This window comes from Terriglobia bacterium (assembly GCA_020073205.1).
Lineage (GTDB): Bacteria > Acidobacteriota > Polarisedimenticolia > Polarisedimenticolales > JAIQFR01 > JAIQFR01.
In genome coordinates this window covers 59,689-73,007 of record JAIQFR010000002.1, presented here as the reverse complement: position 1 = coordinate 73,007, position 13,319 = coordinate 59,689, and the positions used below count along the sequence as shown (strand labels likewise).

The 13,319-nt window shown below is 70.0% G+C and carries 11 protein-coding genes; 9 read left to right on the top strand and 2 right to left on the bottom strand.

Going from position 1 to position 13,319, the window contains the following annotated elements:
• Window positions 1-15: 15 nt before the first annotated feature.
• Window positions 16-669 carry an energy transducer TonB gene (locus LAO51_00850; protein ID MBZ5637283.1) on the bottom strand — a complete coding sequence of 218 codons (654 nt, stop codon included), beginning with the start codon at window positions 667-669 and terminating at the stop codon, window positions 16-18.
• Window positions 670-965: 296 nt separating this feature from the next.
• Between LAO51_00850 and LAO51_00845 the strand changes: the two genes are divergently transcribed.
• The 7 genes from LAO51_00845 to LAO51_00815 all read left to right on the top strand — a co-directional run bounded on the left by LAO51_00845 (window position 966) and on the right by LAO51_00815 (window position 9,893).
• Entirely contained in the window at window positions 966-1,115 is a 150-nt protein-coding gene (locus tag LAO51_00845; GenBank protein ID MBZ5637282.1) for a hypothetical protein, read from the top strand.
• Between the two features lie 116 nt (window positions 1,116-1,231).
• The gene (locus tag LAO51_00840; GenBank protein ID MBZ5637281.1) at window positions 1,232-2,125 is read left to right on the top strand and encodes a thiopeptide-type bacteriocin biosynthesis protein; all 894 of its coding nucleotides are present in this window, start codon (window positions 1,232-1,234) and stop codon (window positions 2,123-2,125) included.
• The gene (locus LAO51_00835) at window positions 2,094-2,987 is read left to right on the top strand and encodes a hypothetical protein (protein MBZ5637280.1); all 894 of its coding nucleotides are present in this window, start codon (window positions 2,094-2,096) and stop codon (window positions 2,985-2,987) included. The genes LAO51_00840 and LAO51_00835 overlap by 32 nt, the downstream gene beginning before the upstream one ends.
• Before the next feature lie 5 nt (window positions 2,988-2,992).
• Window positions 2,993-5,605, top strand: a complete 2,613-nt coding sequence (locus LAO51_00830; protein ID MBZ5637279.1) for a lantibiotic dehydratase family protein — start codon at window positions 2,993-2,995, stop codon at window positions 5,603-5,605.
• A 10-nt stretch (window positions 5,606-5,615) separates the two neighbouring features.
• Window positions 5,616-7,424: a tetratricopeptide repeat protein gene (locus LAO51_00825; protein MBZ5637278.1), complete on the top strand. Its 1,809-nt coding sequence runs from the start codon at window positions 5,616-5,618 to the stop codon at window positions 7,422-7,424.
• 437 nt (window positions 7,425-7,861) lie between these two features.
• Window positions 7,862-8,545, top strand: a complete 684-nt coding sequence (locus LAO51_00820) for a lipid-binding SYLF domain-containing protein (GenBank protein MBZ5637277.1) — start codon at window positions 7,862-7,864, stop codon at window positions 8,543-8,545.
• Window positions 8,546-8,735: 190 nt separating this feature from the next.
• Window positions 8,736-9,893, top strand: a complete 1,158-nt coding sequence (locus LAO51_00815; protein ID MBZ5637276.1) for a hypothetical protein — start codon at window positions 8,736-8,738, stop codon at window positions 9,891-9,893.
• Here the strand turns inward: LAO51_00815 and LAO51_00810 are convergent.
• Entirely contained in the window at window positions 9,886-11,673 is a 1,788-nt protein-coding gene (locus tag LAO51_00810; GenBank protein ID MBZ5637275.1) for a glycosyltransferase, read from the bottom strand. The genes LAO51_00815 and LAO51_00810 overlap by 8 nt on opposite strands.
• A gap of 333 nt (window positions 11,674-12,006) precedes the next feature.
• On the opposite strand from LAO51_00810, the gene LAO51_00805 reads away from it, so the two are divergent.
• Together LAO51_00805 and LAO51_00800 are read left to right on the top strand one after the other, a co-directional pair.
• Complete coding sequence (locus LAO51_00805) at window positions 12,007-12,891, top strand: flagellin (protein MBZ5637274.1); 885 nt, start codon at window positions 12,007-12,009, stop codon at window positions 12,889-12,891.
• A 66-nt stretch (window positions 12,892-12,957) separates the two neighbouring features.
• Window positions 12,958-13,308, top strand: a complete 351-nt coding sequence (locus LAO51_00800; protein MBZ5637273.1) for a flagellar protein FlaG — start codon at window positions 12,958-12,960, stop codon at window positions 13,306-13,308.
• Window positions 13,309-13,319: the final 11 nt, after the last annotated feature.

Here is a 13,319-nt window from a genome sequence, read left to right as displayed (position 1 = left end):
GGCGGGAAGGAGAATTCAGCGGCCGCGGGAGAAATCGGCGCCTGGCGAGCCAGGCTCGTTGTGCGCGGGCCGGTTCGACATGTACATGCAGAGGGGCCCCCCGACGATCTCGCACCCCGGCTGATTAGTGACGGTGACCTTGTTGTGCTCCCAGTTCTTGTGGCCTCCACGCTGGCTGGACAGCAACCCGTCGCGCAGCACGATCTGCTCGAGACCCGGGAACGAGGCGCCGGACTTCATGTCCCAGCTCTCGGCCGGCCTCGTGATCGACGCGGCGGACGCTCCGCGGAACTGAACGGAGATCGTGACGCCGGCATCCACCGCCTCTCCCGCGAGCGTGCCGGGAGCGTACCGCCAGCTGCGGAACGAGGCTCGGGCGGCCTGCTCGACCCCGGGGTAGGGCCGGTCGTTGTTCAGGAGCTCGGCGTAGCCGACGGTGCCGTCCTTGAGGACGACCGCCTGGAACGTCAAGACCTTGTCGCCGACCGCCCGTCGCGCGTCGCTCGGCAACTGGAAAGGCGCCTTGCAGTCAGGAAGCAGACGCGGGCCCTGATAAGCGTCAGCCGTCGCGGTCGCGGAATCGGCGGGCTCGTCCGCCAGCGCCGCGACCGGCGCGACGAGGAAAGCGAGTGTGAAAACGATCGACAGGCTACGGAAGGCCTTCGGCATGGCACTCCTCCTTTTGGACTCGTCGAGGCATTATACGATTTTTGCCCTTCATGGTTATCAGGGTACGAGGGCGCGCCGTCAAACCCCCTTCGCGAACGGCCGCGGCGCCTGCACCGCGGGACCGCGGGAGCCCGGATTCCGGTCCGGAGGCGGCCGCGCCCGGCGGCCGAGCCGCGTACTCGACATTTCGTGTCGGATTTGACGAGTGACCCTCTTGGTGGTATGGACAGAACGGCCTTGCCCGCGCGGGATGGACCCGGACGGGCTTTCCGGTGTCACGCCGACAGGAGGGAAGCATGAAGGAGAAGCTCAACCTGGATCTGGAAGTCGAAGAGATCGAGAAGCGGGAGCTCGGTGGGGGGACTTGCTCGTCTTCGACGACCTCGCGCCGCTGCACCTGCATGTGCATCTATACGACCACCCTGGTCTCGGACCTTCACCAGTAGGATCGAGCGGAGAGGCTCGGGGGGGGGCGGGCGCGAGCCCATCCTCTCCCGAGTCCTGAGTCCCTGCCGGGCCGTCGCGGCGGGCGGCGGCGAAGGAGGTCCCGGGTCGCGCCGCGATGGAACCCGCAAGTCGCCTGTTCGCCTACGTCCACGCGCCCCGCGAGGACCACGAGCCCCTGCTCCTCGGTGCGATCGCTCCGCTCGTCCGGGAGATCCGGGGTCATCCGGATCTCGATTCGGTCTCCTTCAGCCGAACCGACACCCCCGACTGGCTGATCCGGCTCCTCGTCCGCGGCCGCCGTGAGTGGATCGAGGGGGCCGTTCGGCCGCGACTTCGGGAGATCCTTCGCGCGCTCGAGCGGGTCGCGATCGTCGACGAGCGCGATCTTCCGGGCTATCGCCTGGAGGTCCGCAGGTGGGGGGGCGTCGAGGGTATCCTCTTGGCCGAGAGGACCTCCCATCACGACACGCTGGCGTGCCTCGACTGGCTCGAGCTCGAATCGAGGCGGCTCGTCTCGCGCACGCGCCGCGAGTACAGCTTGCTGATGACGGAGCGCCTCCTCGATCTCCTCCGGCTCGATCGCGGACAGCGGCTGGCCTTCTATCGGAAGGGATATGCCTGGCCGCTGGAACAGGGGACGTGGACCGGGGCCGACCTCGAGGCCCTCGATCGGAAGTTCCTCGGCCTTCGGCAGGGCCTCACGGACCTGCTACGCGACGCGGCCGGGAGCGATCCCGTGGCGGTGTGGGGAGGCGGCGAGGCCGCCCGCGTCGCCGAGCGGTGCCTCCTCGCGCTCGGCCCGCTCGCGGATGCCTGGATCGAGGCTCGGGACGCCGGCCGGCTCGAGGCGGACTGGATCCACCTCGTTTGGTCCCTGGCGCACGTCCACTCGATCCGGCTGGGCATCGAGTCCGTCCCCGAGGCGATCCTGCGCTACTTCATGTACCGATTCCATTCCGAAGGGGCGGCGCCCGGTCATGCCGATGCGCTTCCCGGCCCCGGGGCGTGAATCCGTGGACCCGACGTCGTCGCTCACGGTTTCCATCCCGGCGCCGCGCGAGCTGCAGGATGCCGTCGTGCGCGACGCGGTCGCCCCCCTCGTGGAGGCTCTCTGCGCCGACCCCGGTCTCGACGCGCTCCGGTTCGAGCGCCTCAACAAGCCGGACTGGCGAATCATGTTCCTCGTCCACGGCGGCGGACCCTGGCTCGCAGGCTGCGCGCGGCCGCTCCTCGATCGGCGACTCGGCGCGCTCGCCGGCCTCGGATCCATCGCCGGCTACGAATTCGTTTCCGAGGAGCACGAGGACAAGTGGGTCGGGGGGCCGCGCGATCTCGCGGTCCTGCGGAGGATCTACCACGCCGATACGCTGGCGTGCCTCGAGCTGCTGGCCGCCGAGGCCCGGGGCGCCCTCTCCCGAACGCGCGCCGAGTGGAGCCTCGTGCTCGTGGAGAGGATGCTCGATCTCTTCGGTCTCGGAGGCGGTGACCGACTCGAATTCTACGAGCGGGGGTACCGGTGGGCCTTCGACCTCGGCCGCTGGGACGACGGTGTGATCGGGGCCCTCGAGGAGAAGTACCGGGCGCAGCGTGACGGCCTCGCGAAGATCCTCTCCCTCCTCGCCGGGGGCGAACCCGATGCCCTGTGGGGCGGAGCGGAGGAGGCGCGGATCGCGCTCGCGTGCCTCGAGGACCTCCGGGCGCCGGTGGAGGCGATCCTGTCGGCCGGTGCCGACCGAAGCATCGGACGGGATCCCGTCGAGATCGCGGTGTACGTCGGGCACGCGCACTCGAACCGGCTCGGCATCTACGCGACCCAGGAGGCGGTGCTCCGCTGGCTCGTCAGGCGCGCGCGCGAGGATCGGGGAGATTGAAGCGCTTGGCCCACCTCGCTCTCCTCCGGGTCGCCGGCCTCCCGTTCGAAACGCTGGCGGCGCTGAGCGCGCCGGCGGCGGCGGCGGCCGCGGAGCGTCTCCACGGCGCCGAGGCGGCACGACTCTCGGAGGCCGCCGCCGTCTCGGACCTGCTCTTCGTCGCCGCGGGCGAGCCGGGCGGGGACCCGGCGCGCGTCCGGGCCCGCTTCGCGCTGCTGAGGCTGCGACGGGACGTGCACAACCGCCGCCCGCTCCGACCCCTCGACCTGGAGGCGGCGCGGTCGCTGCTGGCGCCGGACGCCGCCCTGCGGGTCGAGCGGCTGAGGGAGATTTCGGACAGGCGCGATCGGCTCCTTGCCTCCTGCCGGGAGGCGCTCCGCGAGGAGGTCCCGCGGTGCCGCCGCGCGCTCCTGCGCGTGATCGCCTCGCCGCTCGTCCAGCACGGCATCTACCTCGCGAGCCGCTCGCTCCTGCCCAAGGTCCGGAAGCTCTCGGGAGGAGATCCCGAGGCGTGGGGACACGACGAGCGCCACACCGCCGCCAAGGCCCTGGCCTACGCGGCGAGGTTCTGCACGAAGACGAGTCCCAACGGCGTCTTCTGCGCCGTGGCGCTCGCCTCGATCGAAGGGGATTCGGCGGATATCGACGGGGCGCCGGGGATCTCCCTGACCGACGTGATCCTGAACATCGCGGAGGCACGGAAGGTCGGCGCCTGCCTCGCGAGCGATCCGGCGGTCGATCTCGCGGTGTTCCCGAGGCCGAACCCCACGCTCAGGGAGGTCGACGGCGGGTTCACGTTCTGGAAGCCCGCGAGCCGGAGGAACGCTACGGACGAGGAGATCTTCTCCCGCGCGAAGGACCACCCGGTCCTGCGCCTCTTCGTGGAGGAGGCCGCGCGCGGGATCCACGACGCGACCGCGCTCAAGCGTGCGGTGGCGTCGCGGCTCGGCGTGGCCCCCGGGGTGCTGACGGAGTTCTACCGCGCGCTCGTGGATCGCGGAATCCTGATCGCGGAGATCGAGGTTGCGTACAACTCCCGCCGCCCGCTCCGTGACCTGGCCTCCGCGGTTCGCGCCGCCGGGTGCGAGCCTCCGTGGCTCGAGGACGTCGAGCGGGTCGAGGCGGAGGTCGACGCGCTCCCCGGGCTCGACTTCCCGTCCCGCGTCGAGGCGATGGAGGCGATCGGGCGGAGGCTCGACGCGCTGCCGCACGCGCGTCCCCTCAAGGCCGACGAGCTGTTCCGGGTCGACGCGTCCTCCGATCTCTCGCTCCGGCTTCCGAGAAGGCTGCTCCAGGATCTCGACGGGCCGATGGGAGCCTTCGCGCGGCTGATCGGCGGCATGTACCCGGAGGACCTCCACGCCCAGACGCTGGCGGCCCGGTTCCTCAAGGAATTCCCGGGCGACACCGACGTGCCGTTTCTCGACCTGTACCGGGGGCTTGCCGCCGAGCCCGACGAGTCGGGCCGCCCGGTCGAGTTCCCGATGCCCAAGGAGGAACCGACGGCAAAGGGCCGGCTCAAGGAAGCCCAGGACACGCTTCGGCGGATCCGGGACTGGTTCGTGGAGCGCGCGCGCTCCGCCGCGCCGGGCGAGGAGGTCGAGATCGACGCGGCGACGGTCGATCGCCTCGCCGGAGCCGCGCCGGAGCCGCGCTGGGCGGCCGGCGTGCTGTTCCAGGTTGCCGCGCGGTCCGCACGCGCGATCGAGGAGGGGCACTACCGTCTCGTGCTCAGCTCGCTCTTCAACGGCACCGGGCTCGCCCTCGCGCGGTTCGCGCACTTCCTCGGCAAGGGACGGCCGGCGGAGGAGAACCCGATCGTCCTCGAGATGCGCCACGGCTGGTCCGCCCTCGGTCGCCACGGCGCCGTGCTCGCCGAGGTGACCTACAACCACGAGGCCCGCACCGCGAACGCGGGCTTGAGGCCGGCGCTGTTCGAGCACGAGATCGAGCTGCCGGGCGATCGCGCATCAAGGGGGGCGTCGGCGATCCCGCTGGGGGACCTGACGGTGCGCTACGTGAGCGTCTCTGGCCGGTTCGTCCTCCGCTCGGCGTCCAGAGGCGTCGAGGTCATACCCGTCCTGAGCAGCGGCGTGAACCCGGTCGGGATCGTGTCGGATCTCGTCCACATCGGCCAGCAGGGGTGGCAGTCCATCGGCTACCTCCCTGGCTTCCGCGCCGACTCGATCACGCGATGGCCCCGGTTCACGTTCGGGAGGACGGTGCTCTTCCGCGAGCGCTGGGTCCTGCGCCCGACGGACTTCCCGCCGGTCGGCGACGAGGAGTTCTTCATCGATGCGGCCCTCTGGCGCCGCGGGCTCGGCCTGCCCCGACACATCTTCGTCCACACGGTCTTCGATCCGAAACCGTACTACGTGGATCTCGAGTCCCCCCTCCTGACGGATCTCCTGCGCCGGACCGTCGCGGGGCTTCTGGGCCAGGAGGATGCGGTGCTCTTCGCCACCGAGATGCTCCCCGCGCCGGACGAGATGTGGCTCGAGGGCGAGGGGGGCCGCCACGCCTCCGAGATCCTGGTGCAGATGCAGGGGCCCGGGGCACGAGCGATCGATGAAGGCGACATCGACGCAGGCGTTGCCCGACCGGACGCGCTGACGTAGCCTCTGCGCGATGCGGGAACCCGTCGTTCGCGTCGCGGTCGCGCTGCTCCTCGCCGCGGTGGTGCTCGCCGCGTTCTGGCCCGTGCTCGGCGCGGGGTTCATCGCCTACGACGACGCCGTCTACGTCACGAAGAACCCGAACGTCCAGCGGGGATTCGACGCGGCGAGCCTGAAATGGGCTTGGTCGTCCTTCTACGCCTTGAACTGGCACCCTCTGACGTGGATGTCCCACACGCTGGACTGGAGGCTCTTCGGCCCCCGGCCCGCCGGGCATCACCTGACCAGCCTGCTCCTCCACGTGGCGAACACGCTCCTCCTGTTCCTCGTCCTCGTTCGCGCGACCGGCGCGACGGGCCGCAGCGCCGCCGCGGCGGCGTTGTTCGGCATCCATCCTCTCCACGTCCAGTCGGTCGCCTGGGTGGCGGAGCGCAAGGACGTCCTGAGCACGCTCTTCTGGATGATCTCGATGATGGCGTACGTGCGCTACGCGAGGGCTCCCAGCCTACCGAAGTACCTCGTCGTCGCGGCCGCGTTCGCACTCGGGCTCGCAGCGAAGCCGATGCTCGTGACGCTCCCGTTCGCGCTCCTGCTCCTCGACGTCTGGCCGCTCGGGCGGTGGGGGGCGCGCGGGGCCAGGTTCCTGCTGGCCGAGAAGCTCCCTCTCATCGCGCTCTCGGCGATCTTCGGCGCGGTGACGTTCGCTGCGCAACGGTCCGGCGGAGGTATCGCCTCGGCGGAGGTGGTCCCCCTGGGACTCCGGGTGTCGAACGCGCTGGTCTCGTACGTGCGGTACCTCGGCAAGACGATCTGGCCGCGCGGCCTCGCCATCTTCTACCCGCATCCCCTGGACACCCTCCCGGCCTGGCAAGTGCTCGGGGCGGCGCTGTTCCTGACGGCGGTGACGCTGACCGCGGTCCGCCAGAGGCGAGGCCATCCCTACCTGCTCTTCGGGTGGCTCTGGTACGTCGGGACCCTCGTCCCGGTCATCGGACTGGTCCAGGTCGGCGCGCAGGCGATGGCGGATCGGTACACGTACGTCCCCGCGATCGGAGTGTTCGTTGCCGCCTGCTGGGGCGTCGCGGCGCTGCTCGATCGTCTCATGCCGCGGCGCCCCGCGGCCTCCCGTCGGTGGGCCGCGATCCTGGGTAGTGCAGCGGTACTCCTGCTGGCGGTCGCGACGAGGGCGGAAGCGGGCTTCTGGCGCGACTCGAGGACGCTGTTCGAGCACGCGCTCGCGGCCACGAAGAACAATTACACCGCCCATACCGGTCTGGGATCCGCACTGGCGGCGAAAGGGAGCGTGGACGAGGCGATCGCCCACTATCGTCGCGCGATCGAGATCCGCCCCACCTACGCGCTCGCACACGGCAATCTGGGGGTGGCGCTCGCGGGGCAGGGGAAGACCGACGAGGCGATCGAGGAGTATCGTCGCGCGCTCGCCCTCGACCCGTCCCTGCACGACACTCACAACAACTTCGGGAACGCGCTGGTCACGCAGGGGAAGGTGGACGAGGCCGTTGGGCACTTCGCCGAATCGCTCCGCCTCCGACCCGGGGACGCGCTCACGCACTTCAATTGGGGGACCGCCCTCGCGACCGTCGACCGCTGGCACGACGCGGCCGAGCATTTCTCGGAGGCGATCCGCCTGCAGCCCGGGTACGGGAAAGCGCACAGCAACCTGGCCGCCGCCCTTTTCTACCAGGGGGAGTACGCGCTGGCGTGGTGCGAGGTTCGTGAGGCGCGAGCGTCGGGATTCGAGCCGCCCCAGCGCCTGATCGAGCTCCTCGGCGAGAAACTGCCGGAACCCGCCCGTCACTGAACGAAGGCGTCCGAGGGGTCCGCGTCCTCGCCGGGAGACGCCAAACTACACCTCGTCGCTCCACGCCGGAGACCGTCGACCCGGATCCACGGGTTTTCCGTCCTGGCACGGAAATTGAAATGGGAGATTTTTGGTGCGCTTTCCCGGCGCCTCGGCGGCGCCATGGGAGGTGAGGCCATGAAGAGCCGAAGCATGGCTTTGATTCTCCTCGGCGCGTTGGTCGCGGTCGGCGTGTGGACCCCGCCGGCCTCCGCCGAGAGATCGTCGGACCTCCACGGATCGAGGGGCGGGCGGAACGCCACGCGCAGAGGGTCCCGGGGGCGCAGCAGGAAATGACGCGAAAACTCGCGCGGGGCCTCGGGCGACGGACCCGCCCGCCGCAGGCGGGACGGGATCGATCGCGCCAGGCATCCGCGATTCGGAGAAAGGAGGCTCCCATGCGGAGCGTACCTGCACTGTTGATCGCGAGTCTGATCACGTTCCCCGCCGTGGCCGGAGGCGCGAAGCCCGCGGTGGCCCGCCGGCTCGTCGACGCCGAGGCGGTCCTCAAGGCATTGGCGACCGCTCCGGACAAGGGGATTCCCAAGGACCTGCTCGAGAAGGCGGAGTGCATCGGCGTGTTCCCCGGAGTGAAGAAGGGCGCCTTCGTGGTCGGCGGAGAGTACGGTCACGGCGTCTTCACCTGCCGGGAGAAGGACGGCACCATGGGTCCGCCGGCGTTCTTCACGATGGGCGGCGGCAGCTTCGGCTGGCAGTTCGGCGGCCAGGAGGCCGATCTGGTCCTTCTCGTCATGAACGATGACGGCATCAAGCACCTCCTTTCGGACAAGTTTACGGTCGGCGCGGAGGCGAGTGCCGCCGCGGGACCCGTCGGGCGATCGGCTGAGGCGGCCACCGACGCCCAGCTGCACGCGCAGATCCTGTCGTGGTCGCGCTCGCGGGGGCTCTTCCTCGGGGCGTCACTCGCCGGCACGGTGATCAAGCCGGACGTCAGGTCGACCGATGCGTTCTATGACGCTCCGATCGCCGCACGGGAGATCCTCACCCGGCCTCCCACCAGCGTTCCCCGGGAGGCAGAGGCGTTCATGAAGACCACCGACACCTACGCACGCCACTCGTAACGGACCGATTCCCCGCAGGGCCGCCGCGCGCCGGAAGGTGGAGCGCGGCGGTCTCGCGGGCGCCCGCGTCGGAATCCCGACGTGACACGGGCGGCGGAGCCACATCTCCCGCCGGATTCCGATGGCACCGGCCTTGCTGCGCCACAGCACAGGCATGAGCACACAACCCCGCTCGTCCTTCAACGGCCCGGTGGCCCCACGACCCGAAGGGGGGCGCCGGGCCCTGGCCGTCCTCGACGACCAGGTCACCGGGGTCAGCTACGTGCGGTTCCACCAGCCCTTCGAGCACCTTCGCGATCGTGGTTTCGAGCTCCGGACCCTGAGCCGCACGCTGACCCTGACCCGGACGCCGCGCGGGTACGAGCCCGAGGCGGGAATCCTCGACGGGATCTCGATGCTCCTGTTCCCGCAAATGATCGCGGCGCCCCTGCTGCCCGACGGGAGCCGGCTGCTGCTGGTGGAGCCGCTCTGCGAGGCCGCGCGATCGCGCGGCATTCCCGTCGTCTACTCGGTCGACGACCACCTCGAAGAGATCGAGACCCTGAACCCGAGCTACGAGGTGATCGCCGGGGCCCGGCCGAACCTCGAGGCCCTCCTCCACGGGGCGGACGCCTTCATCGTCACGACCCCGACCCTCGAGGCGACCCTCGCGCCGCGCGAGCGGCCCGTCCACGTGCTGCCGAATGCCGTGGATCCCTCGCGCTGGACGCCTCGCCCGCGCGGTTCCGGCGAGCTCCGCATCGGCTGGGCCGGCTCCTCGTGCCACATCGACGACCTCTTGATGGTCCTACCCGCGATCCGCGAGCTGCAGAGGCGCGTCGACTTCGTGTTCGTCCTCCTGGGGCTCACGTCCCGCCCGCTCCCGGTCGAGACGCGGGAGATCCGGCGAAACCGGCGAGGCTTCACCCCGAGCCAGAAGGCGAGGGCCGAAGCCTTCCTCGAGCTGGCGTCGCTGTGCCGCTCGATCCGCCACCGGCACGTCGTCTTCGGGGAGCTGGGCGCGTACTTCTCCACGCTCCCGTCGCTGGACCTGGACGTCGGGATCTGCCCGCTGCTCGACACCCCGTTCAACCGGCACAAGTCCGCGCTCAAGTTCTACGAGTACGCCGCGGCCGGCACGATGACGATCGCGAGCGAGGTCGTCCCGTACCTCGGCGAGGTCTCGGTCACGACGCCGAACGAACCGGCGGCCTGGAGCGACGCGCTGGAGCGCTTTCTCCGCGACGGCGGCGCGCGGGACGCGGAGCTTGCCGATCAGCGCGAGTTCGTGTTTCGCGAGAGGAACATCGAGCGTCTCAAGGACCGGTGGGCGGCGGCGCTTCTCGAGATCGTTTCCCCGATCAGCTAACGGCCAGCTCCGGCAGCCCCAGCACCCGCTGGCGGGCCCTGGCGGCGACCCCGCACAGCTCGAAGTTCCATGGCCTCGTTTCCCCGCTTCCCGACGCCCGCTCCGCGAGGAGGCGCTCCGCCACGGCGCGCCTCACGATCAAGAACTCGGGGATCGCCACGTCCACCGGAACGGGACCTCGATTCGACGACGGCTTCCGCGAGCCGTTCTCGGTCTCGACGAGGGCGCTTCCGTCGAAACGGAATCCGTAGCGACGCCTTCGCGGTGCACCGTCGACGACGTTCCCGCCCAGGACCGCGAGATCCGGGAATCGCGCGAAGCAGGTCTCGGCCAGCAGCCGGTAGCGCGGGTGGGCCGGCTCGACCCGGGCCGACGTGACCACGACCGTGTCGGCGAAGGACCGGCCGAGCGCCTCGAGGATCCCCTCGTCGAGGCCGTCGCACGGGACGACCTCGGCCACCTCGCTCAGCTTGGTCACCTCGGAGCCCGAGATCGCGTCTCGTGCGATGACGAGGAGGACCTGGTGGTTTCGAGGCGGATCGGGTGCCGTCAGGAACCGCTCGAGCCAGCGAGCCGCTGACCCGTAGTCGTCCAAGGCATGAACGACCACCGACGTCCGGAAGTCTCGGGGGGTCGAGAGGGCGATCTCGATGCCGTGCTCCCTGAGCCTCGATTCCGCGATCCGACGGAGCTGCATCGACGGCTGGCTCCGCCCGACGCGCGCCCGAACGACCCGCGCCACGCTCTCGATCCCGCGCGCTCGAGCGTACTCGGCGAAGTACCCCTTCCACCAGTGGAAGCTCAGCACCCGGTTGTAAGCGTTGAAGAGCGCCTCCGCCGTCTGGAGCGTGCGCTGGTCGCACGCCGAGAACCGGTCGACGGGAGTGGCTTCGCAGAACGCCTCGTTCCACAACTTCCGGTACCTCGTGCCGGACTCCCCGAGGCTCTTCTCGAGCCGTGCCACCGTGTCCAGGTCCCGATCGAGCTCGGTCGCCGAGTACATCAGGTAGCCTCGGATCACGGAGTCCCACACCACGGGCCCGCCCTCGTGATCCGGGTGCTTGGCCTCGAGGCGGACCAGCCCGGCACCGACGCGCTCCTGGCGCCGGACGTACTCGCGAAGCTCCACCGGGTGGTTGTGGTAGCCGATGGCGCGGGCTTCGTAGACGATGCGCACCCCTTGCTCCGCGAGCCGGATGCCGAGATCGGAGTCCTGGCAGCCGTAAGGGAAGCCGGGATCGAAGCTCCCCACGCGAGCGAGAACTTCCCTCCGCACCGAGAAATTCGGTGCGTACAGGAAGGCCGGCGGGACGTTCAGGGGATCCTTGATCATCCAGTACGCGAACTGGAAGCCGCCCTGGACGAGGTACGACATGAACGGCGTGACCGTGAGGTTCGGGGGGTACGGGAGGTAGCCGAGGACCGCCACGTCCTCGCCCGCGAACTGCTCGTGCCAGGCGAGGTGCCGCGACAGCAGGTCCCTGTGGAAGAGGATGTCCTGGGCCGTCGAGAGGACATAGGTCCCCGAGGCGTGCCGGATCGCCTCGTTGGTGGCCGCGGACTGGTTGGAGTACTCCCCCCTGCGGAGGGAGAACCGGTACGGGTAGATGCGGTCCCGGAACGCCTCGACCGTGCCGTCGGTCGAAGCATCGTCCACGACGATGACCTCGAGCCTGGCCAGGTCGAAATCGGAGGCGGCGATGGAGTCGAGCGTGAGCGCGAGCCGGTCGCGTCCGTTGTGGGACGGGATGACGACGGAGAAGACAGGTATGGCATCCACGGCCGACGACCCTCCCTCGGACGACGCCCAAGGCGCCCCTCGACCCATCGTCGGAGCAACCGCCGTACCAAGGTCGTAGAATCAACCAAGTACTTATTCCTCAGACACATCGATTGCGTGAAGGTCCTGCGATCGTCGGTCCCCCGACGCGGCGGGCACCGCTTGAGACGCCCCCCGTCGGCCTCCCGTCGTTCAAGTCCGGGTCGAAGCCGCCGATACATCTTGTGCGGCAGGGGACTCATGGAGGGTTCCGGGCCGCGAAAGGGCCGGTCGCCCCCCAAGGCGGCCACCGCGGCAAGGACGCCGCGGTGATCGATCACGGAGGAATCCCAGATGTCCAGTAGCTTTTCGATTGTGAACAACATCGGTGCCCTGAACGCCCTCAACCGCCTCGGCACGACCAAGAACGGCCTGTCCAAGACGCTAGAGCGCCTGTCCTCCGGCCTCCGCATCAACTCCGCCGCGGACGACGCCTCCGGTCTCGCGATCGCCGACGGGCTCCGCGCCGACGTGGCCGCGCTGAACCAGGCGGTCCGGAACGCGAACGACGGCGCCAGCGTCGTGCAGGTGGCCGACGGCGCGATGGCGGAAGTCTCGACCCTCCTCCAGAGAGCCGTCTCCCTGGCCGAGCAGGCCGCTTCCGACACGTCCGGCGCGGACAGCGGCAACGCGAAGACCTCGATCAACGGGGAGTACCAGCAGATCCTCCAGGAGATCAACCGCATCAGCCTGACGGTCGACTTCAACGGCCAGGTCCTGCTGGGCACCAGCGGCGCCACCTTCGACGTCCAGGTGGGCGCGTCGAACACCACCGCGGCCAACACGATCACGCTCACGACCTCGGCGTTGACGGCGACCGGCACGGCCACCGGCGGCCTCGGGCTGACCGGCACGGGGACCGGCGTCGGCGTCACCACCACGGCCCTCACGACCAAGGCCGGCGCGAAGACCGAGCTGGATCTCGTCCGCGCGGCGATCGACGACATCGCCAGCCGCCGGGGCCAGCTCGGCGCGGCCCTGAACCGTCTCGACGCGACGGTCAGCGTGGTCGGCACGCAGGCCCAGAACCTCTCCGCGGCCGAGAGCCAGATCCGCGACGCCGACGTGGCGGGCGAGATCGTGAACCTGACCAAGTGGCAGGTGCTGAACCAGACCGGTCTGTCGGCTCTGGCGCAGGCGAACACGTCCGCGCAGAGCGTGCTCACGCTGCTCCGGTAGCGCTGGGCATGATCCGATGGGGGAGGGGCCCCGTGGGGGCCCCTCCCTTGAGTTTGGGAGGTCGCCATGAACCCCTCCGTCCTGCCCGTGGCCGCGGCGAGCGGAACCCCGCCGGTCGTCTCGCGTCAGGTCCGACCCACCGCGCCTCCGGAAGGCGCCGCCACCTCCGCTCCATCGGAAGTCGACACGCGCCAGGCGGTGGCTTCGGCGCTGAACGACGGGGGCAACCGGATCGTGTTCGGCTCGCACAGCGCCGAGTTCTCCTACGACGCGGAGGCCGATCGCGTGGTCGTCCGAATCTACTCGGCCAACAGCCAGCCTCGCGAGGTGATCCGGCAGATTCCGCCCCAGGATTACCTGTCGTTCGTCACACGGTTCCGCGAGATGCTCGGGGTGCTCTTCGACAACAAGCTCTGACCGGGGGCAAA